Consider the following 25,673-nt stretch of genomic DNA (forward strand, 5'->3'; position numbering starts at 1 on the left):
TCCGCCGCAAGGTGGGTTCACCCATCGTGTTGTGGGTTCCGTACCCTTCACACGGGTCAGGAACCCACAACACCGTGGGTGAACCCACCGTGTGGCAACGCGCGCGGCGTCCAGCGCGATCCAGCGCGGTCGACTCCGGTCAGCGGCGATCCGATCAGCGGCGATCTGGGCGGCGGCGATCTGGGCGGCGGTGATCTGGGCGGCGGTGGTCTGGTCGCGGGGTTCGGCATGCGGTGACGGTGCGGCATGGCTCCGTGCAGCTGGCGCAGCGATTCAAGGTACTCGTAGGCATCACGCCGAAGCGGCTCGCGCGCACCTACCGCTTCATCGCCACCGTCATCGCCACCGTCATCGCCACCGTCATCGCCACCCTCATCGCCACCCTCATCGCCACCCTCATCGCCACCCTCATCGCCACCGTCATCTCCACCGTCATCTCCACCGTCTTCGCGATCGGCCCTACCGAACCGGTCGACTGGGGCGAACTCGCAGCCCGGGCCGGGTACTTCGATCAGACCCATCTCACCCACGAATTCCGCGCGTTCACCGGCCTCACGCCCACGCAGTACCTGGAAGTCCGCCGCCGCTTCCTCCGCGAGCACCCCGGCCACGCGCTCAAGGGCTGGCCCCTCCCCCCGGCCCGACCGCGTCCACGAGCCCGACGGCGCCTGCGCCGGACCACTTTGTGCATGGGATCCGTACGCCGACCGGCGTGTCGGTACGGACGCCGTGCACAAAGTGCCACCGCCCAGGGCGGGCCTGTCGAACCACGCGTGGGACGGCCTGCTCCGGTGGACGGGTTTGACGGGGCGGCGGTTGCGCGCTATTTGATAAGAGGGTTGGCACTCTCCTGGGATGAGTGCCAGCGTGGTTCGAGGGTGGTCGAGGAAATGAGGGGGTTTCCGGAGATGGAGGGTCGAGCGGCGCGGCGGTGGATGGCGGGGCTGTTGGTGCATCCGTTGATGGCGACCGTGCTGGCGGTGGATCTGGCGTGGGTGGTGCTGGGTCGCCGAGGGTGGGAGGCGCCCATTTACACGGCAGGCGTGACGGTGGTTGCGCTGGCTCTCGCGATCGGTATGCATCGCGTCAGGCGGGTGCCGCGGGTGGCTTCGTTGGTCGCGCTCTTTCTTGTGGTGGCGCTGACCAACGCAGTGCTGATGATGAGTGGGGCGTTGCTGGTGCGGCTCGGGCGGCCGCTGCCGACGGTGGCGGTTCTGTGTCTGGCGATGGCCGCGGTGGCCGTCGTACTTACCTTCCTGATCGCCGGCATCGCCGAGCGCGCCGCGCACCGGCGTACGCATCCGGTCGAGGCCGATCCGGCGACCGTCGATCTCATCGACTCAACCCTCGTCGACCTGCCGGTGCCCACTGCGGCATTCAGCCGAGCAGAGGAGCTGCCGACGCGCATCATGAGGACTGAGGAGCCGGTCGTCGCGAAGGTCGTCGACCCGGCTGCCTGAGGACCCGTCAGGCGGTCCTCAGGGATGGTTCGAGGGGAAGCAGGCGGCGACGGCGAGGCGGTCCACGAAGTCGTTCATCGGGTCGCCGGAGTGGCCTTTGACCCAGCGGAAGGCCACGTCGCCGCGCTCGATCACCAGCGTCACCAACGGCTCCCAGAGGTCGCGGCTCACGACGGGCTTGCGGGCGGACGTAAGCCATCCGCGCTCGAGCCAGCCCTCGTACCAGCGGTCACGGAAGCAGTTGACGACGTACGTCGAATCCGAGACGACCAGCAGCGGACCATCGTTGGACCGTACGGCTTCCAGCGCGGCGCGGATCTCCATGCGCTGGTTCGTCGTCGCGGGCTCGTGGCCGGAGGCGTACTGCGTTTCCGACAACGCCCAGGCCCAACCGCCGGGACCCGGGTTGCCGGAGCAGGCGCCGTCGGTGAACACCGACCGGGCACCGTCGGGAACAGTCATATCGGCCGGACGAGGACGGCGTACGCGAGCTACACACATCAGGCCGCAACCCTACCCCGACCACCCACACACCGGCGCATGCCACCGACCGACGACACAAGTCAGCGGAGCTGGAAGCCGCTGGTCCTCAGGGCTTCACGGAGGTGCTCTCGTCCACGCAGGCCCGCAACCGAGCCGAACCGGCCGGCGACGCGAGAGATCCAGCCGGCCGGAAGGCCGACCTCGGCGTAGAACGAGTTCAGGGTCTCCTCGTACCGGTGCAGGTCCGCGGTCTGGCTCGCGGCGGAGTACGTCTCGTGATGCAGCACGACCTGCTGCGGCAACCGAGGCTTCACGGCGGTGCCGTCGAAGCCGGAAGGGCGCCCGACCGTCAGGCCGAACACCGGGAAGACGTTCGGCGGTAGCTGCAGTTCGGCAGCGACCTCGAGTGGGCGGTTCCGGATCGCGCCGACGAACACCGTGCCGAGACCGAGCGACTCGGCCGCCAGCGACGCGTTCTGCGCCGCGAGCGCGACGTCCACGAAGGCGAGCAACGCGGCCTCGACAAAATCCGCCCCTTCCGCAGTGGCCGAGCCGAGCTCCGTGGTGATCTGCCGAGCCCGCGCCAGATCCGCGAGCCATACCAGGAACAGCGGCGCCTCGGCGATGAACCCCTGCTCCCCCGCCAGCTCCGCCAGCCGCGCCCGTCGTCCGTCGTCCTGTACGGCGACCACGCTCCACAACTGCAGGTTCCCGGACGTCGGCGCCGACTGTGCCGCGGCGACCAAGGCGGCCAACGTGTCGTCCGGCACCGGATCAGGCCGGAAAGCACGCACCGACCGATGGGACAGCTGCTGAGCGAGTACGGCGTTCCACGCGGCCGGCGGCGTGAACGACGCCGATCCGTAGCGCGATCGGTACGACGTCTCGGCGGCAACGGGAGACGGGCTGACAGTCATCGCAGAACTCCAACTCACAGATGGCGGGCGAGATGGGCGATGACATCGGCGGCATCGTCCTCACTACCGTAGATGAAGGTCGATTTGCGCCGCCGCAGCACCGGCAACCCGAGCGCGTACAGCCCCGGGCTGTCCACGACGACGCCGCCGTCGTGCCGCAGCCGTCCCTTGGCATCCACGACCGGTACGTCGAGCCAGCTGTAGTCCGGCCGGAAACCCGTCGCCCAGATGATGCTCCGGATCTCACCGCTGTCCAGCCGAAGCTGCAACCGCGCCGATCCCGGCACTCGCGTGGGCTCGAACCGATCCGGCGAACCCGGCGTCAACCCCGCGAACTCGTCGAAGGCGTCCAGCAGCCGAGCCAACTTCAGGTCAGCCAAGGCGAACACGTTCCGCAGCCCACCGGAGAACAACGCAACCCCGTCCCGCACCGCCGCCAGCCGCCCGACCGGCTCCACACCCAACGCAGTCAGGGCGTTGATGTCGAGGGTCTCCCGCGACGGCGACCCGACCAGCTGCGGCGACGGCAACCGGCGCGCCCGCTCGAGGTCCTCGATCTCGTCGTACCGCTGATTCCAGATGCCGGAGGCAATCATCCACCACAGCACGTCGCGCCCACGGTACGTCCGCGGCATCCGTGCCTGTTCCCCCACCGAGATGATCACCGGCCGCCCCGACCGCCGTACCTCCGCGGCCAACTGCACCCCGGTCGCCGACGCACCGACGACCAGGACCCCACCGTCCGGCAGCTGCTCCGGACCGCGGTACTGCGACGGCGTCAACTGCAGCACCGACGACGGGACGGCGGACGCGAAGCCAGGCACCACGGGCGTGTTGAACGCACCGCTGGCCAGTACTACCGCCCGGCAGTCGATCTCACCGTCACTGGCGACGACGCGGTACCCGTCGGAGGTCCGCCGTACCGACGTCACCGCGACGCCCGTCCGCACCGGCGCGTCCGCGAGCTTCGCGAAGCGCTCGATGAACTCGGTCACTTCGACCGTCGTCAAATAGCCGTCCGGATCCGGGCCGTCGTAGTGATGGCCGGGGAGCCGGGTCAGCCAATTCGGCGTCAGCAGCCGCAGCGACGGCCAGCGTTCGGTCCGCCAGGCGTTCGCGACCTCGCCGCGCTCGAGCACGACGTGGTCGACGGACCGCCGGGTCAGGAAGTGGCTGGCGGCCAGACCCGCGTGGCCGGCGCCGACGACGACGGCAGTAGTGCGTTCGATGACCGGACCTCAGGCGACTTCGACGGTGACGTCGGTCGGGTTGGTCAGCGCGTCGAAGACGGCGGACCGCTTCTGGGACTGCGCGACCAGCGCCTCGATGTCCGCCTTGGACGCGTCGGCGTCGATGGAGAACGTCACCTTGATGTCGTTGAACCCGTTGCGGACGTCGCTGTCCGCGCCCAGGATGCCGCGGACGTCGTGGTTGCCCTCGACAACCGACTCGACCGAGCGGAGCTGGATGCCGCGGTTCTGCGCGACCGACGCGACGCCCGCGGTCAGGCAGCTGGCCAGGCCGACGAGCAGGTACTCGATCGGGGTGATGCCGTTGTCCTCGGCCGCGAAGACCTCGGGATGGTCGGCCTCGAACACCGACTCGGACTTGTGCTCCTGGTCGGCGCCCAGACCGTAGAACTTCTGGATCGTCGTGGTGCTGTGCACCCCGCTCTGCCATTTCGAGGACGCCCGCCAGACGAACTGGGCGGCTTCGGGGGCGCCCTTCAGCGCCTCGCGCGCATCCAGCAGAGCCTGCACATTGACGCCGTTGACAACCGTCGTGGACATATCCGGTTCGCCCTTCACTCGATTAGTACGATTACTCTACTGATTTACTACACATACCAGTGAGGATGTCCAGATGGCAGACCCGACCCGAGCGGCGGGCTCGGTCGGAACGGTCGAGACCCGGTACGCCGACCTGCCGGTGCCGGTGCCGCTCGACTGCGGACGCGAGCTGCCGAACGTCCGCGTGGCCTACGAAACGTACGGCGAACTCGCGCCGAACCGAGACAACGTCATCCTCGTCTGCCATGCACTCAGCGGGGACGCGCACGCAGCCGGCTTCGCGAAGACGCCGCCCGCGTCCGGGACCCGCGACGGCTTCGGCGCCGAGGCTCGGGACGGCGCAACCGGTGCGGGCCTCGGGTGGTGGGACGGCATGATCGGCCCGGGGAAGGCGTTCGACACCGACCGCTACTTCGTCGTCTCCACGAACCTGCTCGGCGGTTGCCGCGGGACGACCGGCCCGGCGTCGATCGATCCCGCGACCGGTGCGCCGTACGGCGCCGACTTCCCGGTGATCACGGTCGCGGACATGGTGCGGACCGAACGGGCGTTCCTCGACACGCTCGGCATCGAGCGGCTGGCCGCGGTGGCCGGCGGTTCGCTCGGCGGGATGCAGGCCCTCGAATGGGCGGTGTCGTACCCGGACCAGGTCGACGCGATCGTCGCGATCGCCACCACCCACGCGCTGCACCCACAAGGCGTCGCGTGGAATGCGATCGCTCGCAGTGCGATCATGGGCGACCCCGCGTGGCAGGGCGGGCAGTATTACGGCACCGGCCGCTCCCCCGACGCCGGGATGGGCGTGGCCCGGATGGTCGGCCACATCACCTACCTGTCGGCGCCGGCGCTGGACGACAAGTTCGCGCGGCGGCTCCAGTACGCCGACGACGTCCGGTACACGATCACCGAGCCCGAGTTCGAGGTCGAGAACTACCTGCGCCATCAGGCGGAATCGTTCGTCAAGCGGTTCGACGCGAACACCTATCTCTACACATCGCGGGCGCTGACGTACTTCGACCTCGCGCGCCAGTACGGCGCGGGCTCGCTCGCGAAGGCTCTGGACACCGTGGCGGCCCGGACCCTGCTGATCGCGTTCAGCTCCGACTGGCTGTACCCGCCGCAGGCGTCGCGGGACATCGAGCAAGCCCTGCGATCGCTCGGCAAGGACGTCGAGCTCGCCGTCATCGACGCGCCGTACGGACACGACTGCTTCCTGCTCGAGGAAGCCCGCCAAACACCGATCATCCGCCGGTTCCTGGCCGAAGGAAGGACTCCATGACCAACAGTGCCGAGGAAGACCACGAGTTCGGGTTCGAGACGCGGCAGCTGCACGCCGGTCAGCGCCCCGATCCCAACACCGGCGCCCGAGCGGTCCCGATCTTTCAGACGACCAGCTACGTCTTCGAGGACCCCGAGTCGGCAGCGGCGTACTTCAACCTGCAGGAGTACGGCAATACCTACTCGCGGATCATGAACCCGACGGTCGCCGTCTTCGAGGAGCGGGTGGCGAACCTCGAGGGCGGCAGCGGCGCAGTCGCGTTCTCCAGCGGTATCGCCGCCCAGGCGGCCGCGCTGTTCACGCTGCTGGAGCCCGGCGATCACGTGGTGTCGTCGTCGGCGCTGTACGGCGGCACGGTCAACCAGCTCAAGCACCTGCTGCGGAAGCTGAACGTCGAGCTGACCTGGGTCGACCCGGACGATCCCGAGGCGTGGCGGAAGGCGATCCGGCCGACCACGAAGGCGTTCTTCGGCGAGACCATCGGCAACCCGGCCGGCAACGTGCTGGACATCGAGGCGCTGGCGACGATCGCGCACGAGCACGGGCTGCCGCTCGTTGTCGACAACACGTTCGCGACGCCGTACCTGTGCCGCCCGATCGAGTGGGGCGCGGACATCGTGGTGCACTCGGCAACGAAGTTCATCGGCGGACACGGGACGAGCATCGGCGGTGTCGTTGTCGAGGCGGGTACGTTCGACTGGTCGAACGGCCGGTTTCCGGTGGTCGCCGACCCGTCCCCGGCGTACCACGGTCTGAAGTTCCACGAGACCTTCGGCGAGTACGGGTACCTGATGAAGCTGCGCGCGGAGACGTTGCGCGACCTCGGCGGCACGCTGTCGCCGTTCAACGCCTTCCTGTTCCTGCAGGGTCTGGAGACGCTGTCGCTGCGGATGGAGCGGCACGTCACGAACGCTCAGCGGATCGCGGAGTTCCTCACCGGGCACGAGCTCGCCTCCAACATCACGTACGCGGGGCTGCCGGGCAGCAAGTACGAGGCGCTGGTCGCGAAGTACCTTCCGCGCGGCGCCGGTGCCGTGTTCTCGTTCGACTGCGCCGGCGGCCGGGCCGGCGGGCAAGCGCTGATCGGCGGCCTGCGGCTGTGGTCGCACCTGGCGAACGTCGGTGATGCGAAGAGCCTGGTCATCCACCCGGCGAGTACGACGCACCGCCAGCTGAGCGACGACGAGCTCGAAGCGGCCGGCGTCCGCCCGGGCACGATCCGGCTCTCGGTCGGCACCGAGTCCGTCGACGACCTGATCTGGGACCTCGACCGTGGTCTCGCCACCATCGGCACCGGGAGGTGACGCAGATGACCGACCTCACCCGCTACCAGGATGCGCTCGCGATCCAAGGCGTCCTCAACAGCGCCCGCACCATCGCGATCGTCGGGCTGTCCAACAACGAACTGCGCGCCAGCTACTTCGTCGGGTACTACCTCAAGCGGCACGGGTACGACGTGATTGCGGTGAACCCACGCGAGACCGAGATCCTCGGCGCGACGTCGTACCCGAGCCTGCGGGACGTCCCACGACCGGTCGATCTGGTCAACGTGTTCCGCGCGCCCGACGCACTGCCCGAGATCGCGCGCGACACCGTGGCGATCGGGGCCGGCGCGTTGTGGTGCCAATTCGGCGTGATCAACCTCGAAGGTGCGCAGATCGCCGTCGACGGCGGCGTGACCGTCGTGATGGATCGCTGCCTCAAGGTCGAGCACGCCCGGTACGCGGGCCGAATGCACTGGCTGGGCTTCAACACCCGGCGGATCACCGCACGGCGCGCCGGTCTGCAGTAGGACGATCAGGTCACGCCACGTCGAGTGGGTTCGCAGCCATCCGCGTCGCCAGGCCGGACTGGACCGCTCGGGCGGCGGAGCTGGTGGGCTTGCGAGCGGCCTGTGCCTGGAAGCAGGCCAGGAACTCGTCGGCCAGGTCCGTGCGCGGATACGCGCCGAGCACCTCGGCACGAAAGGCCGGGGTGAAGTCGTCGACGTTCCGCCCGACGATGTCCACCGCCGCCGCCCGTGACAGCAGATGGCCCTCGACGTCGTCGGCCGGATCGACGTCGGGCCACATGTGCCGCACGATGACCTCCGCGAGCCGCTCCCCGCGCTCCCTCGACCACCCCGCGCCGGCAGCGAACACCCGCGCCACCTGCCCACTCGCTTCCTCGAAAGCGACCGTATGGCTGTCGAACACCGGCACCAGGCTCAGGTCATGAAACATCGCCGCGACGAACAGCAACTCCGCGTCGTAGTCGAGCCCTCGCTGCGCGCCGTACGTCGCACCCCACACGTGGACGCGCATCGAGTGCCGCAGCATCGCATCGGACAGATAGGTCTCGGCAACACCCAGCGCCGCCGAGGCAGCCGCAGTGTCAGGAAGCTTGATCATGCCTCGACCGTACGGCGCCCCACGCCACCATCCCTGGTCCACTCACGGGGCGTCCTGATGGGCCACCACTCTCGGCGCTGTGCCGTCCTCAGCGGCAGCGTGCGGGCGGTTCGACGCCGAGGGCGCGGAGGGCGGTGGCGTAGCGGGTGATGTTACGGAGTTTGACGGATTCGTAGCCGCGGACGAGGTCGGGCAGTTCCGCGAGTTCGACGGCGCGGTCGTACGACTCGGCCGTCAGGTTCGCGGCCAGGTCGGTCATCAGGGCGCGATAGTGATCGCGCAGGTCGCGCTCGACCTTGCGGAGGTGGGCGTAGCCGAAGAGGTCGGCGCGGGTGCCGCGCAGCGCCTTGAGCTTGGCGAGTACGCGCAGGCTGAGGTGTGACTTGGGGCCGAAGGTCAGCTTCTTCTCCCGGCCGAGCGCTCGCAGGACCGGCGGGTGCAGTTTGAAGGAGACCGTGCCGCCCGGGAACAATTCACCGGTCGCGTCGAGGAACGCCGGGTCGGTGAGGAGGCGGGCGACCTCATACTCGTCCTTGTACGCCGTCAGCTTGAACAGGTTGCGTGCCACCGCCTCGCTGAACCGGGTGTCCACGGTGACGGCTTTCTCGGCGGCCGCGATCCGCGCGACGAAGTCGACGTACGAGTTCGCGAGCTCGACGTTCTGGTACCCGACGAGGTCGGCGGCCCGCCGGCCGACGAGCCGCAGTACCTCACCTTGGAGCCCCGACGCCGCGACCGAAGCCGGTACGTCGGGGCGCGCGGCCGGTGCCGGCTTCGTGCCGGCGGCGTGGAACGCGGCCGGGTCGGCGACCGCGACCCGGCCCCACGTGAACGCGGCGATGTTCGCGGCGACCGCGGTGCCGTTGATCCGGATCGCTTCCTCGATGGCCGCGGCGGGCAGCCGGAGCGCGCCGGTCTGGTATGCGGCGCCGACCAGCAGGAAGTTCGCGGCGATCGTGTTGCCGAAGATCCGGTCCGCGGCGTCGAGCGCGTCGAAGGCGAACAGCTCCGCGGTGGCGGTCCGCACCCGCTCCAGCAGCCCGGCCTCGTCCGGGTGCCGGACGTCCGGGTCGTACACCATGGCACCGGTCGCGGTGCGACTCGTCGAGACCACCGTTCGGCTGAGCATACGGTTGCCGTAGGCAAGGTTCCGGTCCTCGGCGAGAGTCAGCAGGTCGAACCCGAGCAGGCAGTCGGCCGAGCCGGGCGTGAGCCGGTTGGCCGGTTCGAGCTCGCCGTCCGCGAACCGCAGGTGGCCCGTGACCGGTCCGGCCTTCTGGCTCAGCCCGGTCTGGTCGAGTGACTCGACCGCGTAGCCGGCCCGATGCGCGGCGGTCGCGAGCACCTGGTTCACCGTGACGATGCCGGTGCCGCCGATACCGGCCAGGAAGACGTTCTGGGTGCCGGTGACGCGGCCCTCGGCGCTGCTCGGCGCAACCGGTGGCGGCGCCGGGAATCCCGCCTTCTTCCGCGCCGCCGTGCGGGCCCCACGAGGCGCGGTCTCGACCACCACGAACGATGGGCAGTCGCCGTCGAGACAGCTGTAGTCGGTGTTGCAGGAGGTCTGCTCGATCCGCGTCTTACGCCCGTACTCGGTCTCGACCGGCTGCACCGACAGGCAGTTGCTCTTCACGCCACAGTCGCCGCAGCCCTCACAGACCGCCTCGTTGATCACGACACGTTGCGTACGGGCGGGGAGGCTGCCGCGCTTGCGTTGTCGCCGCGCGTCGGCGGCGCAATGCTGGTCGTAGATCAGGACCGTCACGCCGGGGACCTCGCGCAGCATCCGCTGTGCCTCGTCGAGCCGGTCGCGGCTCCACAGCAGCGTGCCGGGCGCGAGGTCGCGGCGGCGGTACCGCTCCGGCTCGTCGGCGCAGACCACGATCTTCCGTACACCTTCGACGGACAGCTTGTGGGTCAACTGCGGCACGCTGAGCGCCCCCTCGGCGTCCTGTGCGCCGGTCATCGCCACGACGTCGTTGTAGAGCACCTTGTACGTGATGTTCACACCGGCCGCGATACAGGCCTGGACCGCGAGCTGTCCGGAGTGGAAGAAGGTGCCGTCTCCGACGTTCTGGAAGATGTGCCCGGCGTCGGTGAACCAGGCCTGCCCGATCCATTGGGCACCCTCGCCGCCCATCTGGGTGACGCCGGTGACGGCGCTGTCCTGCCGGTCGGAGATCGTCACCATGGCGTGGCAGCCGATCCCACCGCCGCCCATCGACCCCTCGGGAAGTGCGGTGGAGCGGTTGTGCGGGCAGCCGCTGCAGAAGTACGCCGAGCGGCTGGTCGAGAGCAGCGGCAGCGGGATCCGCCGCGGCGGGGGCGGTGTCACGGTCACGAGGTCCTGCAGCAGCGACCGCAGCGGCGAGAGCAACCGGCCCGAGGTGAGTTCGCCGTCGGCCGGAATCAGCGGGCGGCCGCCGGTGTCGCGCTTGCCAACGATCTGTGCGGCGCCCGGCGTGCCGTACAGGATCTCCCGGATCTGCGTCTCGACGAACGCCGTCTTGTCCTCGATCACGACGATCCGGTCCAGCCCGTCGGCGAACGAGCGAACGGTGCCGGGTGCGACCGGGCTCATCAGGCCGAGCCGCAGCACCCGGACGCCGGCCCGCTCGAGGGCCTCGTCGGTGACGCCCAGATCCTTGATCGCCTGCCGCATCGAGTCGTAACAGCTGCCCGCGGCAACAAATCCGACGCGTGCCTGCCGTGGATCGACGTCGAGGACGTCGAGTCCGTTCTCGACGGCGTACGCGCGGACCAGCTCGGTCCGCGGGCCGACCAGATCGGCTTCGGCGCGTACGATCGCGTCCGGCCGGACGACCATCGGGCGCTGCTCGTAGCGGTACGGCTTGCCGTCCCATTCGATCTCGGGCACAACCGGCAGTACGTCGCTCGCGCGCGCGTCGACCGCCCAGGCGCCGTCGGCGACGTCCGCGACGATCTTGAGCGCGACCACGCAGCCCGTCACTCGCGACATCTCGATCGCATGCAGGCCGAGCGTCACGATCTCGGCTGCGTTCCGCGGGAACAGGACCGGGATGCCCAGCGCGGCCAGGGACCGCTCGCTGACCGCCGGGACGGTCGAGGACTTCGAGGCCGGGTCGTCGCCGACCAGCAGTACGGCGCCACCGCGCGGGTTCACGCCGTACATGTTCGCGTGCCGCAGCGCGTCGGTCGCGCGGTCCACCCCCGGACCCTTGCCGTACCAGAAGCCGGTGACGCCGTCGTGGGTGCCGGTGCCGAGCGGTAGGTCGATCTGGCTGCCCCAGACCGAGGTCGCGGCGAGTTCCTCGTTCAGGCCGGGGACGAAGCGGATGTCGTTGTCGTCGAGCACGTCCCGCAGACCGGCCAGCAGCCGGTCGAGTCCGCCGAGCGGGCTGCCCTGGTAGCCGGAGACGAACGACGCCGTCCGCATCCCGCGGCGCCGGTCGAGCGCGCGGTGCTCGACCAGGAGCCGGGCGATCGCCTGGACACCGGTCAGCAGCGTCGGCGGCCCGGCCGGACGGAACCGGTCGTCGAGGTCGTACGCCGGCGCAGCGGCGAGCCGCTCCGCTGTGAGCTCGGCGGGGACGATGGCGGTCATCGGCGCTCCAGGGGTCCGCGGCAGTTCCCCAGAGCGTGCGGGCTGGGTGCGGGCCACCACAAGACTTGTCGTCGAGTTTGGCGACGATCTGCAATCCCGACCGCGCTAGCTCGGGCTGTGACGCAACAAACCGTGCCTCCGGAGTACAGTTCGTTGCGTGCCCGAACAAGCCAGCCTGGACGCCACCGACCGCGCGATCCTCGACCTGCTCGGCGACAACGCCCGCCGGCCGCTGCGCGAGATCGCGACCGCGGTCGGCCTCACCGTCGCGCCGGTGCAGCGCCGGATCACCCGGCTGGAAAAGCTCGGCGTGATCGAGCGCTACACGGTCCAGATCAACCACGGCCGGATCGCCGGCGGGATCGAGGCGATGACCGAGCTGCACTTCGCCGACGACCTCGACCTGGCCCAGATCATGGAGTTCGTCGCCCAGATCCCCGAGGTCAAGGAAGTCCTCACGCTGGCCGGCGACCCGGACGCCCTGGTCCGGATCCGGGTCGAGGGTGTCGAGGACCTGCGCCGCGTTGTCAGCTCGTTGCGCTCCGCCGAGGCCATCGCCGGCACCAAAACACTGGTCGTCCTCGAGCAGTGGACCCGTCGCGGCTGAGCTGTCAGGCCGCCACCCGGCGCCGAAATGGCCCATCGGCACCGGGCTCGATTGGCCATTCGGGTCGGGACGGCGACGGTCTAGCGTCGGAAGGAGACCGGACCGACCAGAAACGAGGGATTTCATGCGTGCCATCACCGTCAGCGACCAGGCGGCCGGACTGGCCGGGCTGACGCTGACCGAACTGCCCTACCCGCACGCCGCCGAGAACGACGTGGTCGTGCAGGTGCACGCGGCAGGCTTCACGCGCGGCGAGCTGGAATGGCCCGGGACCTGGACGGATCGCTCCGGGCGGGATCGTACGCCGAGCGTCCCCGGCCACGAACTGTCCGGAGTCGTTGTCGGACTCGGCTACGGCACCACCGGCCTCAGCATCGGCCAATCGGTGTTCGGCCTGACCGACTGGCTGCGCAACGGCACCCTCGCCGAGTACACGGCGGTCGAAGCGCGCAATCTGGCCCCGCTCCCCGCGGACGTCGACCATGTGACCGCCGCTGCGCTCCCGGTCTCCGGCCTGACGGCCTGGCAGGCGCTGTTCGATCACGCGCACCTGAAGCCCGGGCAGTCCGTGCTGATCCACGGCGTCGGTGGAGCCGTCGGGACGATCGCGGTCCAGCTGGCCAAGGAGGCCGGAGCCCGCGTCATCGGCACCGGTCGCGCAGCGGACGAGGAAGCGGCCCGCGCGCTCGGCGTCCACGATTTCCTCGATGTCGAGAACCGTCGCCTGGAGGACGCCGGCGAGGTCGACGTCGTCCTCGACGTGCTCGGCGGCGAGATCCTCAGCCGCTCCGCGGCGCTGGTTCGCGGCGGCGGCACCCTGGTCACGATCGCCGAGCCGCCGACCGTGCAACCGAAGGACGGCCGCGCGATCTTCTTCGTCGTCGAGCCGAACCGGGATCAGCTCGTCCGGCTCGCCGAACGCCTCCGCGACGGCCGCCTGGTGCCGCTCGTCACCGCCGTCCGCGACCTCGCCGACGCCCCCGCTGCCTTCGAAACCCGCGGCCGGACCATCATCCAAGTGACGAAGGACTGACCGTCGGGGTCACCGACGATTGACGATTGCGGGCCCGTACCCTCCCCTGACAAGAAACGGGCCCGCAATCGGTTCCTGGAGCGCGCTCACGCGACGGCCGACCGGTTCCACCGGCGGCCGGGATGTCCACGGTGAATGATCCGGTGCCGCGCCAGCGCGGTCAGGATGCGGCGTTTGCGCTCGATCACCGCGCCCAGGTACTCGCGGTCGGCGCTCTGCCGAGCGGTTCGGAGTTCGTCCTCGACGGCGTGCAGAGCGAGCAGAAGTTCCCGCACGGTACGGGGTTCGGATTCGCGCATGGCAGCCTCGGCAAGCTCGATGACATCGGCGCCCGGGCTGTCTGAGGCTGAACCACTATGACCGGACGATCGTGTTCTGATCAAGACCAATTCGGAGATTTCTTTCCGTGCTGGACGGACGCCCTGGTCGGTGCTATTCAGAAGTCATCCGCAGACAATGGTCCGAGGAAGGGCCATGACCGAATCCAGTGGTGCCACCAACGCAAGACCCGACCGGCTCGCGCACGACCTCGGCGACCTGGCGCGGGAGCTACACCGCGCCGAGGCACCGGACGACGTCCTGCGCGAGCTCGTCCAGGGCGCGATCGAACTGGTCCCCGGCGCACAGGACGGGTCGGTCACGACGCTTGTGGTCGGCGAACATGTCTCCCACAAAGCCGAATCCGGCACCCTCCCGGCCAGGATCAGCTCGCTGATGTCGGAGCTCGGCGAAGGGCCCTGCCTGGACGCCCTGCGCGACCATCGGCGGGTGATCCGGGTCGACGACATGCGCACGGAGACCCGCTGGCCGCAGTTCGCGCCGCAGGCCGCGGCCCTCGGGGCGCTGAGCGTGCTGGCGTTTCCCCTGTTCGTCCAGGAGAACAACCTCTGTGCGCTCAATCTGTACGCCGACAAGCCGCACGCCTTCAGCGACGAGTCCGAGCAGATCGGCTGCCTGATCGCCGTTCACGCCGCGGTCGCGTACGCCGATGCGCAACGGGCCGAGAACCTGCTGGCCGCCCTGGAGACGCGGGACAAGATCGGCCAGGCCGTGGGGCTGTTGATGGAGCGCTACTCGATCACCTCCGACCGCGCCTTCGAGACACTCGTCCGCTTCAGCCGCCAGACCAACCGCAAACTCCGCGACGTGGCCGCAGAACTGATCATGGACGCCGAGGCCGGCGCCCACCGCCCGACAGCAAACGATTGACCCGCAGGCCGCTCGACCCCCGGTCCGCGGCGGTTACCTGGTCTCGAGTCGGTCGGGGAGGATCACGTTCATCACCCAGCTGACGACGGTGATGATCAGTGCGCCGATCAACGCCGTACCGAAGCCGTCGACATGGAACGGGATGTCCAGGCCGTCACTGATCCACGACGTCAGCAGCAGCATCAACGCGTTGATCACGAAGATCAACAGGCCGAGCGTCAGCACGATGAACGGCAACGACAGCAGCGTCGCGAGCGGTTTGATCACCGCGTTCACCAAGCCGAAGATCGCCGCCACCACCAGCAACGTGATCACCCGGCGAGTCGTCGTCGCCCCGCTGACCGTGATCCCGTCCAGCCACCACGCCGCCACAGCCAGCGCCACCGCATTGACCACCAGCCGCATCACAAGCTTCATCGCGATCACATCCCCCAACTACTCCGAGGCTACTCCGGCAGGAGGGAGCCGAGCGGGCCGAGGTCGATGTTGAGGTCGCTCGGGGTGATGTCGAACTGTTCGCGGAGCGTGGTCATGGCTTCCTCGAGGCGCATCAGGCCGAGGCCGAGCTCCTCGATCTGGGCCTCGCTCAAGCCGCCCTGGTCCATCCGGCGGATCGCCTGCCGTTCCATCAGCTGGCGGACCAGTTCGACGATCGTCAGGACGAGCTTCAGCAGCTCGCGCTCGACGTTGTCGGCATTCGCCTCGATCCGGTCGGCCAGCGGCAGCAGCGGTTCGGTCATCACATCCCCAACTCCTCGCGGACGGATCCGATCACGGCCGACAGTTGGATCCGCACCAGGTCGACCTCGGCCAGTGAGATCACCACGTCGCCGGTGATCACGACGCCTTGACCGAGCAAACGGTCGAGCAGGTCGACCAGCGTCGGCTCGACCGTCGCCACGGCACGGGTTTCCATCGGCTGAACGCTCACGGCTGATCCAGAACCGCGAACGAGTACGGCGGCCACGGCCCGTTCACCTCGACGTCGAGCGACGGGTACTTGGCGCGCGTCCCGTTCACCAGCTCGAAGAATTCGGTACTGCGCTCGTCGTCGACGAGGAACGCGACGTTCAGCGCCATCACGTCGCTGCGATCGCTGAGCCGTTGGTCCTGCGGGGCCAGCCGCCGGGTGGCCGCAGCCGCCGGGACCAGGTCCCAGAACAACTGGTCCGCGAGCAGTTGCTGTTCCGTCGCGGACTCCTGCCGCTCGCGGATCTCGGCGCGCCGCCGCTCCAGGTAGGCGACACCCGACCCGGCCGGGGCCGAAGGCTTGGCCACCTTCGGCTGCGGACGGCAGTAGGCCTTCACGCTCCATTCGCTGCGCCGGTCGACCCGGTCGAGTGCCTGGACCAGGTCGTCGTACAGCTCCTCGATCCGGTCGCGGGCCGCGTCGTCGGACCGGTAGATCGTGACCAGCCGGAACGGCGCCAATGCGGTCGTGATCGCCGCTGTCCGGCGGACCACTTCGTCGTGCCGACGGGCCGTTCTCTCCACCCAGGCGAGGTTTTCGAGGTTCTGCCGCAACGCCTCCTCGCCGAACTCGTCGAGGTCGACCGTGCTGACCACGGCGTGCAGGTCGCGATGCGCAATCACCCGGACGGGCGCCGGACCCACCCCCTCGGCGCCATCTAGGAGTTTCTCGTCCATGGCCCGGCCGACGGCGTAGATGTAGGTCCCTGTTTCACTCACCGTCGCGCTCCAGTTCCTCCAGCCGCGCCCGCAGCTCCCGGTTCTCCGCGGCGAGGTCCTGGGCGCTCGCGGACAGCATCGGATCGCGCTTCCACCAGTCGATGCCCATCTCCATCGCCTTGTCCACCGAGACCACCAGCAGCCGGATCTTGACCGTCAGCAGCTCGACGTCGACGAGGTTCACCCGGATGTCGCCGGCGATGATGATGCCCTTGTCGAGCACCCGTTCGAGGATGTCGGCGAGACCCTCCGGGCGTGGCGCCGGGGACGTGAACCCGTACCGGTCCATGCCCGCGCGACGCGTCGAGATCGTCGGTTCGGTCATCGTCTACTCCTGGATCCGTCCACGGACGTACCGGTCCGCCCGGCGGTACCCGGTGACCTCGCCGTCCTCGTCGACCTCGACCTCGTAGACCGCCATGATGTCCGTCGTCGCCGGAACCCGCCGCGACTCGACCACCTGGACCTGCACCAGCCAGCCGTCGTCGCGCTTCTCGACCCCGACGATGCTCTCCGGGTCCTGCCCGATCAAGTCGGACAGCTCCTTCGCGGCCATGATCGCGATCGACCGCAGACTCTGCTTCGGCTTGGCGGCACTCTGCCCGTTGGCGTCGTGCGGGCTCGCTTCGTCGCGCTGCGTCGAGCGCGCCGGGGAGGCCCGCTTGGCGAGCGTCCGTCCGGCCGTTTGCTTCGTCGTTCGGCTCTGGGCGGTCTTGCTCTGGGCGGTCTTGCTCTGGGCGGTCTTGCTCTGGGCGGTCTTGCGCGTGGTCGCCATCGCTGATCAGCCCTCCTCGCGTTGTGCGTACAGCCGGCTCACCAGTTCGTCCTCCCAGAGCGCGGCCTGCTCCGGATCGATCTCGCCGTCCTGCCGAAGGGCGTCGATCTGCTCCAACTGCAGGCGGATCCGCGCCGGGTCGTAGTACTCGGCCTCGGCCTGCTTCCGGATCTGCTCGGCCAGCGCCACCGTCGCCCGCACGGGAGCCAGCGGCAGCGTCAGTAGGTTCAGCAGACCCATTACTGCTCCGCATCGACGAAGTCGTACGGCGCGGTCGGCCCGATCAGCTTCAACCGCGCGCGGCCCGCGTACGCCGCGGCCAGCTCCTCGACCGCCTGCTCGAACGCGGCGCGCCGGTCGTCGGCGACCAGGACCGCCACGTCGAGCAGCCGATCGATGCCCGCGCTCTCCCGGACGTTCAGGGCGGCGACGTGCCGGTCGAGTTCGGTCAGCAGCGCGCGACCGTCCTCGATGCTCTTCGCCTCCAGCGCCTTTGCGACCAGTTCGCCGAGCCGGACCCGCGCGCCGTACGTCGTCTCGTCGGGACGCTCCCGCGTCAGCCGGCGAAGCTCGGCGATCTCCGGGTTCTCGGCCACGACCTCGCTCAGCACCTGCCGTTCGTCGTACCGGGCCCGCACGGTGAACTGCGCATGCCCGCCCAACTCGTCGAGCATGTCCAGGAACCGCTCGTGATCGGGCTCCAGCAGTTCGTTGATCACCGCGGCGCGATCCTGCAGCACGGCGCCGAAGCGCACCGGCACGACCGGGCCCGACGCCGCGAGAGTGTCGAGCACACGGCCGTGCGCCAGCAGGTCGGCGCGGCCGGCGAGCACACCGTCCGGGTTGATCGGGCTGACGGCGGCAGCAACGTCGCCGTACAGCTCGATGCCGACGAGCTCGTCGCCGACACCCCGCAGGTCCGCCGGTACGACGAGGTCCGCCGGGACGATGCCGTAGACGTAGCAGCCCAGCCCTACATCGGCGGGTGTCGTCACGCTCACTCCTCACTCCGCCGGCGACGTGCCGCGGCCTTCTTCGCCGGACGGCGGCGCGGACGGGGTTCCTCGTCCTCCTCGTCCCGCCCACCGCGGCCGAGCTGACGATCGTCATCGTCGTTGTCACCGTCACCGAACAGCGCTTCCTTGGCGCCGGTCAGCAAGCCCTTCGACTTGCCGGCTGCCCCGCTCTCGGTCATGTCCTGGATCACCTCGGGAAGGTCCTTGCTCTTCTCGTAGAGATCCAGCCGGTTCGTCGCCTCGGCGAAGTGCAGATACGTGTCGACGCTGGCGATCACGATCCGGGCGTCGATCGTCAGCAGTTCGATCCCCACCAGCGAGACCCGGACGTAGGCATCGATCACGAGTCCCTTGTCGAGGATGCTGTCGATGACGTCCGCGAGACTGCTCGGGGCGGGCCGGTCCAGGTAACCGCCCCCGGAGCGGCGTTGGCCACTGGCCGCGATGGTCATGTCTTGTCCTTCCGGTCGGCTCGGTCAGCTCGCCCGCCGGCGAGGCCGCCGCTCGGGTTCTTCCTCGTCCTCGTCCTCGTACTCGTCGCCCTCGTCCTCGTCCTCGTCGTACTCGTCGTCCTCGCCGTACTCGTCGCCTTCGTCGGCGTCCTCGGCTTCGTCGTCGTACTCGTCGTCTTCGTCGTACTCGTCCTCGGGCAGGTCCTCGTCGCCCTCGTCCTCGTATTCGTCCGACTCCTCGTCGTCGTACTCGTCCTCAGAACCCTCGTCCGCTTCGTCGTCCTCGGAGCCTTCGGCCCCGTCCTCGTACTCGTCTTCGGGCAACTCCTCGTCACCCTCGTCGTCGTACTCGTCCTCGGGACCCTCGTCGTCCTCGGGACCCTCGTCGTCCTCGGGACCCTCGTCGTCCGCGGGCTCTTCTTCGTCGCCGTCTTCGTCCTCGTACTCGTCGGACGGCTCGTCCTCGTCGTACTCGTCCGCGTCGGCTTCGTCGTCGTAGTCGTCGGCGTCGCCGGCGTCGTCCGAGTCGTCGTACTCGTCGTCCGGGCCTTCGTCGCCGTACTCGTCGTCGGGGCCTTCGTCTGCTTCGTCACCGTGGTCGCGAGTGACCTCGCCGTCGTGGATCTCGCCGCGCCAGCCCTCGACGTCGTCGGGATTCAGGATGACGCGGGTCATCACGTGCCGCTGGAAATGCTTCAGCTCCACGCGGGCCCGCCGGCCCTGGGCGCGCCAGATGTTGCCGACCCGCTCGAACAGTCCCTGCGGGTAGTACTCGAGGACGACGATGATGCGGGTCAGGTTCGGCGTCAGCTCGTGGAACGTGACGCTGCCGTCGACATGACCCTTCTGCCCCTTCGAGCGCCAGACGATCTTCTCGTCCGGGACCTGCTCGAGGATCGACGCCTCCCAGCTGCGGTGCGACCACAGGATCTTGGCCTTGAAGTCGAGCTTCTCCTCACTTTGCTGCTCGACCTTCTCGACCTTCTTCATAAAGCCGGAGAAGTCCTGGAACTGCGACCACTGGTTGTAGGCGACATCGATCGGTACGCCGACGTCGATCGACTCGATGATCGTCGTGGCCTTGACCGGGTTCTTGCCGCCGGAGCCGCCGGACCCTCCGCCGCTGATCTTGTCGACGACCTTGTCCTTGGCTCCCATCACCCCGCCCTTCAGCGCACCCATCAGCGGAGAACCACCGGTAGCGGCCGCCTTGCCACCCTCGGCCAGCGCCTTGCCGGTGACCCCGCCGTTGGCCGCGAGGTCGGTGAGCCGTTCGGTGAGATCGGAGATCTTGTCCGAGGCGGCCTCAGTGGCTCGCTCAGCCGTCGCCGACAGCGCGTCCGACAGCTCGCTCTTCAGCCGGTCGATCGGGAGCTCGTCGAGAATCGACTGCAGCACGCCACCGTGTCCCTCGTCTTCACGCGTACGTTCGGCCATCACCGATCACCCACGCTTCCGTGCCGACGAACCACTCGCCGACCTGCTCGCACTCTTCGCGGCCGCCGTCTTCTTCGCCGCCGTCTTCCTGGCACCACTCCCGGCCGTCTTCTTGGCCGCGGTCTTCTTCGCTGCGGTCTTCTTGGCCGCCGTCTTCTTGGCCGCCGTCTTCTTGGCCGCAGCCTTCTTCGCCGGCGGCGCGCTCTTCTTGGCGGCGGTCTTCTTCGCGACCACCTTCTTCGTCGGCGCTGCCGTCTTCTTGGCCGCGGTCTTCTTCGCAGCCGTCTTCTTCGCCGGCCTGGAACCCTCCGCGGTCGCCGACTTCTTGGCTGCCGTCTTCTTCGCCGCCGTCTTCTTCGCCGCCGTCTTCTTCGCCGCAGCCTTCTTCGCCGGCGACGCACCGTCCTCAGTCGCAGCCCTGGTGGCGGACGCCTTCTTGGCGGGCGCCGTCCGGGCCGAGGAAGACGAGTCGCTCACCGGAGCCGAGGCCCGCGATCCAGATCCACGTCGCTCCGCCCGAGCAGCGGTCCGCTTCCGGCCTCGCTCCCCCGAGGAGCGTCGCCCCGAGCTCTCGTCCGACGATTCACCGTCGGACGACCGTCGCCTGGACGAGCCGCCGCGCTCCGAACGTCGGCGGGAGGAACTCGCCGAGGCCTCGCGCCCCGAATCGTCACGCGACGACGGCCTGCCGGAGCCGCGCCGGCGGTCACCTCGACGCCCCAGCCGCCGGCGTCGCCGCGAGCGCAGCTCATCACCGCTGTCGTCCTCGGGCTCGTCTTCGCGTTCGTCGCTGCCTTCGTCCTCAGCCTCGTCCCGGCTGGCCTCGTCCTCGTCGGACTCGGAGTCAGCGCCCGCGTCGGAGTCAGAGCTGGAATCGGAGTCCGAGCTGGAGCCCAGCAGCCCGCCGGACAGCATCCGGTCGGTGCGGTCGCGGATCGAGTCGCTCACACGGTTCAGGCGATTGCTCGCCGCCGCAACGGCCGCGTCCCGGCCCGCGGCGACGAGCTTGCCGCGCACCTGGTCGGACAACTTCGACAACTCCGGGTTCTTCTCGACGACCTCCCCGAGCTGCTTGACGATGGCCCGCGGGTCGGTCGCGATCCGCTTCCCGGCCAGCAGCCCGCCGACGGTGATCGCCAGCTTGAGCTTCTTGGTCCGGCCGAGCAGGTAGCCGCTCGCGACCGCGGCCGCCACCTTTCCGGTGGTGTTCATGGAATCTCCCTACAGTGGTACCGCCGTCGGCCGTCCAGCGTGTGGCCTCAGGCAACGAATGGCGGTCGCAGTACGTTCACTCCGTCAGCGCGGCGATGCGGCGCATGATCGGCAGACTGGGATAGTTCTCCTCGCGCATCCGGCGCACGAGCAGCCGGACATAGATGTCGACCTCGTCCGGCTCGAGCAGCGACTCGATCATGTCGAGCATCGACACGGACGGGAACCGGTGCTCGGCGACCTTGTCGAACAACAGGTCGAGGAGCATTTCGCGGGCATCCGGCGCGTTGCGTCGCTCTGCCATCCTCACTCCCCCGCGGTCAGATGTCGTCGCGGATGTCGCGGCGTTCGTGGACCGTGGTCCGGACCGCGCGGTTGCGCTGGTTGGCGAACATCAGCACGACGGCCAGGCCGATCGCGCCGGCGCCCATCAGGATGTAGCCGACGACGGTCAGGTCGACACCGCTCAGCCGGTCCGAGACGCCGAACGCCAGAATTCCACCGACGGCAAGCAGGAATACCGACATGCCGATACCCATGAATCCTCCTAACGACCCGCCCCGTTCCGAATTTGGATAACAACGCGGTACCCAGCCGAATAGCTGCAAAACGATGCGGGCCGCGCATACTTTGCGCAGCGAACCGCATACGTGACGCGATCATTCAAGTAAACGAACACTTGAAATAGTGATTTCAATCGCGGCGCGGAGGGCGGTCCGTCCGCAACGGCCGGCATGGGCCGCGGGCGCGGCGGGCACCGGTCGGCCTCTCGACCCACCGGTGAGGTGACGACCATGCGTTTTCCCTGGTCCAGGCACGATGAATGCGCTGCCGACCTGACGGCGTACTGCGTACGGCGGGGCTGTCGACGCAACGCGACGCACGCGCGACCGCTCGCAATCTCCGCGGCGGGAGACCTGATCGAGGAACTGACCTGCTGCGCGCTCAGCGCCGCGCCGGGCGACACGCATCGCGACGAATCGGTGCGCGTCGACGAGCGAGGATTCCGCGGCCATTTCGGCCGATAAAGCCCCCGGACCGCGGCCGAGGGCCCTCCCGCGTTATCGCAAGAAGGGCCCTCGGTGTATTTCTCCGGGACCCTGGGATCCCGGAGAGAGAGAACTCAGGCGCTCAGCTGCTGCTGGCTGCCGGCGCCGGTCACCTCGATCCGCCGCGGCTTGGCCTGCTCGGCGATCGGGATCCGCAGCGTCAGGACCCCGGCGTCGTAGTGCGCCTGGATCTTGTCACTCTGCAGCGTCTCGCCCAGGAACAGCTGCCGCGAGAACACGCCCAGCGGACGCTCGGACACCTGCATCTCGACGGTTTCGGGGACCTCGGCGGGCCGCCGCTCCGCCTTGACGGTGAGCACGTTGCGCTCGACCTCCAGTTCGATCGCGTCCGGTGTGACGCCGGGCAGATCGAACGAGATCACGTATTCGTCACCCGACCGATAGGCGTCCATCGGCATCAGAGCCGGCCTCGACCAGGTACCGCGGACACCGGCGGAGCCGAGCAGCTGCTGGGCCATCCGGTCGAACTCCCGGAACGGGTCGGTGCGCATCAACATCTGTCCTTGCACCTCCTGATCATCGACGTGGACCGTTGGTGTCAACACGCACTACTGATGTAGCACGTCATCCTCTCGTTGACATGCTTCATTGTCAGCGCTTCGTTGACGATTTTCAAGTCCTCGGTCAGCCGCCGTCCTGCGCCTCGGACCGCCCCGCGGCCGCCGCCGGTGGTCGGGTATACCTGAGGGGCCTACAGCGGAACGATCTCGAGGAGACGGTCGGATGAGCGGCCTGCGTGTGCTCTTTCTCGGCGGCACCGGAATCATCAGCTCGGCCTGCACCCGGCGAGCGGTCGAGGCCGGACTCGACCTCACGGTGGTGAATCGCGGCAAGACCTCGACCCGCCCGTTGCCGCCGGAGGCGAAGGTGATCAGCGCCGACGTTTCCGACCCGGCGTCGCTGAACGCGATCGCCGCCCAGAACTTCGACGTCGTGGTCGACTGGATCGCGTTCACCCGCGACCAGGTACGCGCCCGTACCGACGCGCTGCGCGACCACGTCGGCCAGTACGTGTTCATCAGCTCCGCGTCGGCGTACCAGACGCCGCCGGCCCGGCTACCGATCACCGAGTCGACCCCGCTGCGGAATCCGCACTGGCAGTACTCGCGCAACAAGATCGCCTGCGAGGACCTGCTCACCGCTCTGTACCGCGACGAGAACTACCCGGTCACGGTCATCCGCCCGTCGCACACGTACGACCGCACGCTGGTCCCGTTCGACGGCGGCTGGACGATTGTCGAGCGGATGCGCCAGGGGAAGCCGGTAGTCGTTCACGGCGACGGCACCTCGCTGTGGACGCTGACGCATCACCGCGACTTCGCCCGCGGTCTGGTCCCGCTGCTCGGCCACCCGCGCACCCTCGGCGACACCTTCCAGATCACTTCTGACGACGTCCTGACCTGGGACCAGATCGCCCATACCCTGGCCGCTGCGGCCGGTACGACGGCGCAGATCGTGCACGTACCGTCCGAGGCGATCGCCGCCGTGCACCAGAACTGGGGCGACGGGCTCCTCGGCGACAAGACCCACTCGGCCGTCTTCGACAACAGCAAGCTCCGCAGCGTGGTCCCGGACTACGTCGCCATCATCCCCTTCGAAGCAGGCGCCCGCGAGATCGTCGCCTGGTACGACGAGGACCCCACCCGCGGCCAGGTCGACCGCGCCATCGACGAGGCCATGGACACCCTGATCGCCCGCTACGCCCTCTGACGCTCAGCCGGCCAGGTCGACGGCCAGACAGTTCGCGACGTCGACCGGAGCCGTGTCGGGCAGGCGGACCACCAGCACGCCGTGGGCCTGCTCGAACGGGACCGGGCCGTGGCCGAGCAGCCGTACGCCGGTCACGGTCTCGTGGCCGGCGAGGCTTCGCACCACCGCCCGCCGATCCTCCGGCCAGGCCAGCAGGAACGCATAGAGCGTGTCCCCGCGGCGCGTGAAGCGGAAGTCCGAGCTCGTCCAGCTCACCCGGTCCTCGGTGAAGCCCTTGATGACCACCGCGGACGGACCTTCGCCGAAGGTCCGGAACGGGCGGGTGCCGTGGATGCCCTCACCGCAGACCCGCATCCAGGCACCGACATCCTCCAGCAGCTGTGTGCACTCGGCATCGAGGGTGCCGTCGGGCAGTTGCGGCACGTTGAGCAGCAGGTTGCCGTTCTTCGCCACGATGTCGACCAGCATCTCGACGACGTGCCCGGCGGTCTTGTAGACGTCGCGGACGTTGTAGAACCAGTCCCCCACCGAGGTGTCGGTCTGCCACGGTGCCGGATGGACGCCGGGAGTTTGGCTGCGCTCGATGTCCATCACGCCGACCGCGCTCACCTCAGGCCGTCGGTCCTTCTGCTGGTACACCGCCCGGTTCCTGCCGTGCACCCGCTCACTCGTGTTGTACAGATGGGACACGGCCCGCAGACCGGGTGTGTAGTCGACCTCACCGAACGGCAACGGGCCGTCGGTGTACAACAGGTCGGGCTGGTAGCGGTCGATCATCTCGGTCACCGCCTCGAGCCAGTGCCGGTGCCACGCGGGGTCGTCGCAGTACCAGGGATCGTGCACCTCGACGTCGACCTCCGGCAGGTGGCGGGCGTTGTCGAGGTACAGATCGCGGTACGCCGGGTCGGAGCCGTCGTACGGCACCCCGGCGAACGGGCCGCGCTTGTCGGCGCCCTTGGTGACGGCGAGCCACCCGAGCGCGGCGCCGAGGTGTTCGGTCACGCCGAATGGCAGCCCGCGCCGGTCGGCAGCCTCCTTCCACAAGCCCACGATGTCCTTGCCCGGACCGATCTTCACCGAGTTCCACGGATGTACGGCGGACTCGTAGTTGAAGAAGTTGTCGTGGTGCACTGCTTGCGCGACGAAGTACTTCGCACCGGCGGCCACGAACAGCTCCATCAGCTCGTCCGGCTCGAACCGCTCGGCCTTCCACTGCCGGACGATGTCCTTGTACCCGACCTGCGACGGATGCCCGTACGTCCGCAGGTGATAGCGGTATTGATCGCTCCCCTCCCGGTACATGTTCCGCGCGTACCAATCGCCGTACCGCGGCACCGACTGCGGGCCCCAGTGCGCCCAGATCCCGAACTTCGCGTCCCGGAACCACTCCGGGCACTCGAACGTGGTCAGGGATTCGAAGCTCGCATCGAACGGCACGGTTCTCCTCAAGGCACTCGGGCGCGACCGGCCGGGAAGCCGGCCGAGCCGGTCGAGAAGGCCCCGGCCAAGAAGGCGGCCGCGAAGAAGTCCGCGGACGCCGGCACGGCGAAGAAGGCCC

Annotated in this window: 32 protein-coding genes; 11 read left to right on the top strand and 21 right to left on the bottom strand. The window is 68.9% G+C overall.

Annotation, left to right across the window (positions count from 1 at the left end):
• Positions 1-78 precede the first annotated feature (78 nt).
• Both AB0B82_RS31490 and AB0B82_RS31495 read left to right on the top strand, forming a co-directional pair.
• Positions 79-237, top strand: coding sequence for a hypothetical protein (locus AB0B82_RS31490; RefSeq protein WP_360176813.1), 159 nt, complete (start codon positions 79-81; stop codon positions 235-237).
• Positions 234-1,460: an AraC family transcriptional regulator gene (locus AB0B82_RS31495; protein WP_360176816.1), complete on the top strand. Its 1,227-nt coding sequence runs from the start codon at positions 234-236 to the stop codon at positions 1,458-1,460. Before AB0B82_RS31490 ends, AB0B82_RS31495 begins: the two co-directional genes overlap by 4 nt.
• Before the next feature lie 18 nt (positions 1,461-1,478).
• On the opposite strand, the gene AB0B82_RS31500 is transcribed toward AB0B82_RS31495, so the two are convergent.
• The 4 genes from AB0B82_RS31500 to AB0B82_RS31515 form a co-directional block, all read right to left on the bottom strand.
• The gene (locus AB0B82_RS31500) at positions 1,479-1,922 is read right to left on the bottom strand and encodes a ribonuclease H (RefSeq protein WP_360176819.1); all 444 of its coding nucleotides are present in this window, start codon (positions 1,920-1,922) and stop codon (positions 1,479-1,481) included.
• A 101-nt stretch (positions 1,923-2,023) separates the two neighbouring features.
• Entirely contained in the window at positions 2,024-2,860 is an 837-nt protein-coding gene (locus AB0B82_RS31505; RefSeq protein ID WP_360176822.1) for an NADPH-dependent oxidoreductase, read from the bottom strand.
• Positions 2,861-2,874: 14 nt separating this feature from the next.
• Entirely contained in the window at positions 2,875-4,089 is a 1,215-nt protein-coding gene (locus AB0B82_RS31510) for an NAD(P)/FAD-dependent oxidoreductase (RefSeq protein ID WP_360176902.1), read from the bottom strand.
• Positions 4,090-4,098: 9 nt separating this feature from the next.
• Entirely contained in the window at positions 4,099-4,650 is a 552-nt protein-coding gene (locus AB0B82_RS31515) for an OsmC family protein (RefSeq protein WP_360176825.1), read from the bottom strand.
• Positions 4,651-4,723: 73 nt separating this feature from the next.
• Here AB0B82_RS31515 and AB0B82_RS31520 point away from each other — a divergent pair, with 73 nt between their 5' ends.
• The 3 genes from AB0B82_RS31520 to AB0B82_RS31530 are packed head-to-tail and all read left to right on the top strand — an operon-like array spanning position 4,724 to position 7,721.
• On the top strand, positions 4,724-5,929 hold the full coding sequence (locus AB0B82_RS31520; protein WP_360176828.1) for a homoserine O-acetyltransferase: 1,206 nt from the start codon (positions 4,724-4,726) through the stop codon (positions 5,927-5,929).
• On the top strand, positions 5,926-7,233 hold the full coding sequence (locus tag AB0B82_RS31525; protein WP_360176831.1) for an O-acetylhomoserine aminocarboxypropyltransferase/cysteine synthase family protein: 1,308 nt from the start codon (positions 5,926-5,928) through the stop codon (positions 7,231-7,233). Before AB0B82_RS31520 ends, AB0B82_RS31525 begins: the two co-directional genes overlap by 4 nt.
• 5 nt (positions 7,234-7,238) lie before the next feature.
• Positions 7,239-7,721: a CoA-binding protein gene (locus tag AB0B82_RS31530; RefSeq protein WP_360176834.1), complete on the top strand. Its 483-nt coding sequence runs from the start codon at positions 7,239-7,241 to the stop codon at positions 7,719-7,721.
• A 10-nt stretch (positions 7,722-7,731) separates the two neighbouring features.
• Here AB0B82_RS31530 and AB0B82_RS31535 read toward each other — a convergent pair whose 3' ends face one another.
• Positions 7,732-8,319, bottom strand: coding sequence for a hypothetical protein (locus tag AB0B82_RS31535; protein WP_360176837.1), 588 nt, complete (start codon positions 8,317-8,319; stop codon positions 7,732-7,734).
• Between the two features lie 88 nt (positions 8,320-8,407).
• Positions 8,408-11,905 (bottom strand): indolepyruvate ferredoxin oxidoreductase family protein, encoded by a 3,498-nt coding sequence (locus tag AB0B82_RS31540; RefSeq protein ID WP_360176840.1) that lies wholly within the window; start codon positions 11,903-11,905, stop codon positions 8,408-8,410.
• A 157-nt stretch (positions 11,906-12,062) separates the two neighbouring features.
• On the opposite strand from AB0B82_RS31540, the gene AB0B82_RS31545 reads away from it, so the two are divergent.
• From AB0B82_RS31545 to AB0B82_RS31560, 4 genes are all read left to right on the top strand, one after another.
• On the top strand, positions 12,063-12,512 hold the full coding sequence (locus AB0B82_RS31545) for an Lrp/AsnC family transcriptional regulator (protein ID WP_360176843.1): 450 nt from the start codon (positions 12,063-12,065) through the stop codon (positions 12,510-12,512).
• Positions 12,513-12,636: 124 nt separating this feature from the next.
• A complete protein-coding gene (locus AB0B82_RS31550) occupies positions 12,637-13,545 on the top strand; it encodes an NADP-dependent oxidoreductase (RefSeq protein WP_360176846.1) in 909 nt (302 codons plus the stop codon).
• Between the two features lie 131 nt (positions 13,546-13,676).
• Positions 13,677-13,889 (top strand): hypothetical protein, encoded by a 213-nt coding sequence (locus tag AB0B82_RS31555; RefSeq protein WP_360176849.1) that lies wholly within the window; start codon positions 13,677-13,679, stop codon positions 13,887-13,889.
• 130 nt (positions 13,890-14,019) lie between these two features.
• Positions 14,020-14,754, top strand: coding sequence for a GAF and ANTAR domain-containing protein (locus AB0B82_RS31560; protein WP_360176852.1), 735 nt, complete (start codon positions 14,020-14,022; stop codon positions 14,752-14,754).
• Between the two features lie 33 nt (positions 14,755-14,787).
• Here AB0B82_RS31560 and AB0B82_RS31565 read toward each other — a convergent pair whose 3' ends face one another.
• The 13 genes from AB0B82_RS31565 to AB0B82_RS31625 form a co-directional block, all read right to left on the bottom strand.
• Positions 14,788-15,171, bottom strand: a complete 384-nt coding sequence (locus AB0B82_RS31565) for a phage holin family protein (RefSeq protein WP_360176855.1) — start codon at positions 15,169-15,171, stop codon at positions 14,788-14,790.
• Positions 15,172-15,200: 29 nt separating this feature from the next.
• On the bottom strand, positions 15,201-15,494 hold the full coding sequence (locus tag AB0B82_RS31570) for a gas vesicle protein K (protein ID WP_360176858.1): 294 nt from the start codon (positions 15,492-15,494) through the stop codon (positions 15,201-15,203).
• Positions 15,494-15,670, bottom strand: a complete 177-nt coding sequence (locus AB0B82_RS31575) for a gas vesicle protein (protein ID WP_360176861.1) — start codon at positions 15,668-15,670, stop codon at positions 15,494-15,496. Before AB0B82_RS31575 ends, AB0B82_RS31570 begins: the two co-directional genes overlap by 1 nt.
• An 11-nt stretch (positions 15,671-15,681) precedes the next feature.
• Complete coding sequence (locus AB0B82_RS31580; protein ID WP_360176864.1) at positions 15,682-16,443, bottom strand: GvpL/GvpF family gas vesicle protein; 762 nt, start codon at positions 16,441-16,443, stop codon at positions 15,682-15,684.
• On the bottom strand, positions 16,436-16,768 hold the full coding sequence (locus AB0B82_RS31585; protein ID WP_360176867.1) for a gas vesicle protein: 333 nt from the start codon (positions 16,766-16,768) through the stop codon (positions 16,436-16,438). Before AB0B82_RS31585 ends, AB0B82_RS31580 begins: the two co-directional genes overlap by 8 nt.
• Positions 16,769-16,771: 3 nt before the next feature.
• Positions 16,772-17,218, bottom strand: a complete 447-nt coding sequence (locus AB0B82_RS31590) for a gas vesicle protein (RefSeq protein ID WP_360176870.1) — start codon at positions 17,216-17,218, stop codon at positions 16,772-16,774.
• 6 nt (positions 17,219-17,224) lie between these two features.
• Positions 17,225-17,458: a gas vesicle protein GvpG gene (locus tag AB0B82_RS31595; RefSeq protein WP_360176873.1), complete on the bottom strand. Its 234-nt coding sequence runs from the start codon at positions 17,456-17,458 to the stop codon at positions 17,225-17,227.
• Positions 17,458-18,213, bottom strand: coding sequence for a GvpL/GvpF family gas vesicle protein (locus tag AB0B82_RS31600; RefSeq protein ID WP_360176876.1), 756 nt, complete (start codon positions 18,211-18,213; stop codon positions 17,458-17,460). Before AB0B82_RS31600 ends, AB0B82_RS31595 begins: the two co-directional genes overlap by 1 nt.
• 2 nt (positions 18,214-18,215) lie before the next feature.
• Positions 18,216-18,641 (bottom strand): gas vesicle protein GvpJ, encoded by a 426-nt coding sequence (gvpJ, locus tag AB0B82_RS31605; RefSeq protein WP_360176905.1) that lies wholly within the window; start codon positions 18,639-18,641, stop codon positions 18,216-18,218.
• A 69-nt stretch (positions 18,642-18,710) separates the two neighbouring features.
• Positions 18,711-20,123, bottom strand: a complete 1,413-nt coding sequence (locus tag AB0B82_RS31610) for an SRPBCC family protein (RefSeq protein WP_360176879.1) — start codon at positions 20,121-20,123, stop codon at positions 18,711-18,713.
• A 6-nt stretch (positions 20,124-20,129) separates the two neighbouring features.
• Positions 20,130-21,335: a histone H1-like repetitive region-containing protein gene (locus tag AB0B82_RS31615; RefSeq protein ID WP_360176882.1), complete on the bottom strand. Its 1,206-nt coding sequence runs from the start codon at positions 21,333-21,335 to the stop codon at positions 20,130-20,132.
• Positions 21,336-21,411: 76 nt separating this feature from the next.
• The gene (locus AB0B82_RS31620) at positions 21,412-21,639 is read right to left on the bottom strand and encodes a hypothetical protein (protein WP_360176885.1); all 228 of its coding nucleotides are present in this window, start codon (positions 21,637-21,639) and stop codon (positions 21,412-21,414) included.
• A 16-nt stretch (positions 21,640-21,655) separates the two neighbouring features.
• Positions 21,656-21,874, bottom strand: coding sequence for a DUF6458 family protein (locus AB0B82_RS31625; RefSeq protein WP_360176888.1), 219 nt, complete (start codon positions 21,872-21,874; stop codon positions 21,656-21,658).
• Between the two features lie 255 nt (positions 21,875-22,129).
• Here AB0B82_RS31625 and AB0B82_RS31630 point away from each other — a divergent pair, with 255 nt between their 5' ends.
• Positions 22,130-22,363: a hypothetical protein gene (locus AB0B82_RS31630; RefSeq protein ID WP_360176891.1), complete on the top strand. Its 234-nt coding sequence runs from the start codon at positions 22,130-22,132 to the stop codon at positions 22,361-22,363.
• 95 nt (positions 22,364-22,458) lie between these two features.
• On the opposite strand, the gene AB0B82_RS31635 is transcribed toward AB0B82_RS31630, so the two are convergent.
• Positions 22,459-22,914, bottom strand: coding sequence for an Hsp20/alpha crystallin family protein (locus AB0B82_RS31635; RefSeq protein WP_360176894.1), 456 nt, complete (start codon positions 22,912-22,914; stop codon positions 22,459-22,461).
• Positions 22,915-23,128: 214 nt separating this feature from the next.
• Here AB0B82_RS31635 and AB0B82_RS31640 point away from each other — a divergent pair, with 214 nt between their 5' ends.
• Positions 23,129-24,115 carry an NAD-dependent epimerase/dehydratase family protein gene (locus tag AB0B82_RS31640; protein WP_360176896.1) on the top strand — a complete coding sequence of 329 codons (987 nt, stop codon included), beginning with the start codon at positions 23,129-23,131 and terminating at the stop codon, positions 24,113-24,115.
• A 3-nt stretch (positions 24,116-24,118) separates the two neighbouring features.
• On the opposite strand, the gene AB0B82_RS31645 is transcribed toward AB0B82_RS31640, so the two are convergent.
• On the bottom strand, positions 24,119-25,552 hold the full coding sequence (locus tag AB0B82_RS31645; RefSeq protein ID WP_360176899.1) for an alpha-L-fucosidase: 1,434 nt from the start codon (positions 25,550-25,552) through the stop codon (positions 24,119-24,121).
• Between the last annotated feature and the right edge of the window lie 121 nt (positions 25,553-25,673).

This window comes from Kribbella sp. NPDC048915 (assembly GCF_040649595.1).
Lineage (GTDB): Bacteria > Actinomycetota > Actinomycetes > Propionibacteriales > Kribbellaceae > Kribbella.

Coding starts and splice junctions, on each gene's coding strand:
- AB0B82_RS31500 (WP_360176819.1), bottom strand. CDS start 1,922: ATGACTGTTCCCGACGGTGCCCGGTCGGTGTTCACCGACGGCGCCTGC.
- AB0B82_RS31505 (WP_360176822.1), bottom strand. CDS start 2,860: ATGACTGTCAGCCCGTCTCCCGTTGCCGCCGAGACGTCGTACCGATCG.
- AB0B82_RS31515 (WP_360176825.1), bottom strand. CDS start 4,650: ATGTCCACGACGGTTGTCAACGGCGTCAATGTGCAGGCTCTGCTGGAT.
- AB0B82_RS31520 (WP_360176828.1), top strand. CDS start 4,724: ATGGCAGACCCGACCCGAGCGGCGGGCTCGGTCGGAACGGTCGAGACC.
- AB0B82_RS31525 (WP_360176831.1), top strand. CDS start 5,926: ATGACCAACAGTGCCGAGGAAGACCACGAGTTCGGGTTCGAGACGCGG.
- AB0B82_RS31530 (WP_360176834.1), top strand. CDS start 7,239: ATGACCGACCTCACCCGCTACCAGGATGCGCTCGCGATCCAAGGCGTC.
- AB0B82_RS31535 (WP_360176837.1), bottom strand. CDS start 8,319: ATGATCAAGCTTCCTGACACTGCGGCTGCCTCGGCGGCGCTGGGTGTT.
- AB0B82_RS31540 (WP_360176840.1), bottom strand. CDS start 11,905: ATGACCGCCATCGTCCCCGCCGAGCTCACAGCGGAGCGGCTCGCCGCT.
- AB0B82_RS31550 (WP_360176846.1), top strand. CDS start 12,637: ATGCGTGCCATCACCGTCAGCGACCAGGCGGCCGGACTGGCCGGGCTG.
- AB0B82_RS31560 (WP_360176852.1), top strand. CDS start 14,020: ATGACCGAATCCAGTGGTGCCACCAACGCAAGACCCGACCGGCTCGCG.
- AB0B82_RS31565 (WP_360176855.1), bottom strand. CDS start 15,171: ATGAAGCTTGTGATGCGGCTGGTGGTCAATGCGGTGGCGCTGGCTGTG.
- AB0B82_RS31570 (WP_360176858.1), bottom strand. CDS start 15,494: ATGACCGAACCGCTGCTGCCGCTGGCCGACCGGATCGAGGCGAATGCC.
- AB0B82_RS31575 (WP_360176861.1), bottom strand. CDS start 15,670: ATGGAAACCCGTGCCGTGGCGACGGTCGAGCCGACGCTGGTCGACCTG.
- AB0B82_RS31585 (WP_360176867.1), bottom strand. CDS start 16,768: ATGACCGAACCGACGATCTCGACGCGTCGCGCGGGCATGGACCGGTAC.
- AB0B82_RS31590 (WP_360176870.1), bottom strand. CDS start 17,218: ATGGCGACCACGCGCAAGACCGCCCAGAGCAAGACCGCCCAGAGCAAG.
- AB0B82_RS31595 (WP_360176873.1), bottom strand. CDS start 17,458: ATGGGTCTGCTGAACCTACTGACGCTGCCGCTGGCTCCCGTGCGGGCG.
- AB0B82_RS31610 (WP_360176879.1), bottom strand. CDS start 20,123: ATGGCCGAACGTACGCGTGAAGACGAGGGACACGGTGGCGTGCTGCAG.
- AB0B82_RS31615 (WP_360176882.1), bottom strand. CDS start 21,335: ATGAACACCACCGGAAAGGTGGCGGCCGCGGTCGCGAGCGGCTACCTG.
- AB0B82_RS31620 (WP_360176885.1), bottom strand. CDS start 21,639: ATGGCAGAGCGACGCAACGCGCCGGATGCCCGCGAAATGCTCCTCGAC.
- AB0B82_RS31625 (WP_360176888.1), bottom strand. CDS start 21,874: ATGGGTATCGGCATGTCGGTATTCCTGCTTGCCGTCGGTGGAATTCTG.
- AB0B82_RS31630 (WP_360176891.1), top strand. CDS start 22,130: ATGCGTTTTCCCTGGTCCAGGCACGATGAATGCGCTGCCGACCTGACG.
- AB0B82_RS31640 (WP_360176896.1), top strand. CDS start 23,129: ATGAGCGGCCTGCGTGTGCTCTTTCTCGGCGGCACCGGAATCATCAGC.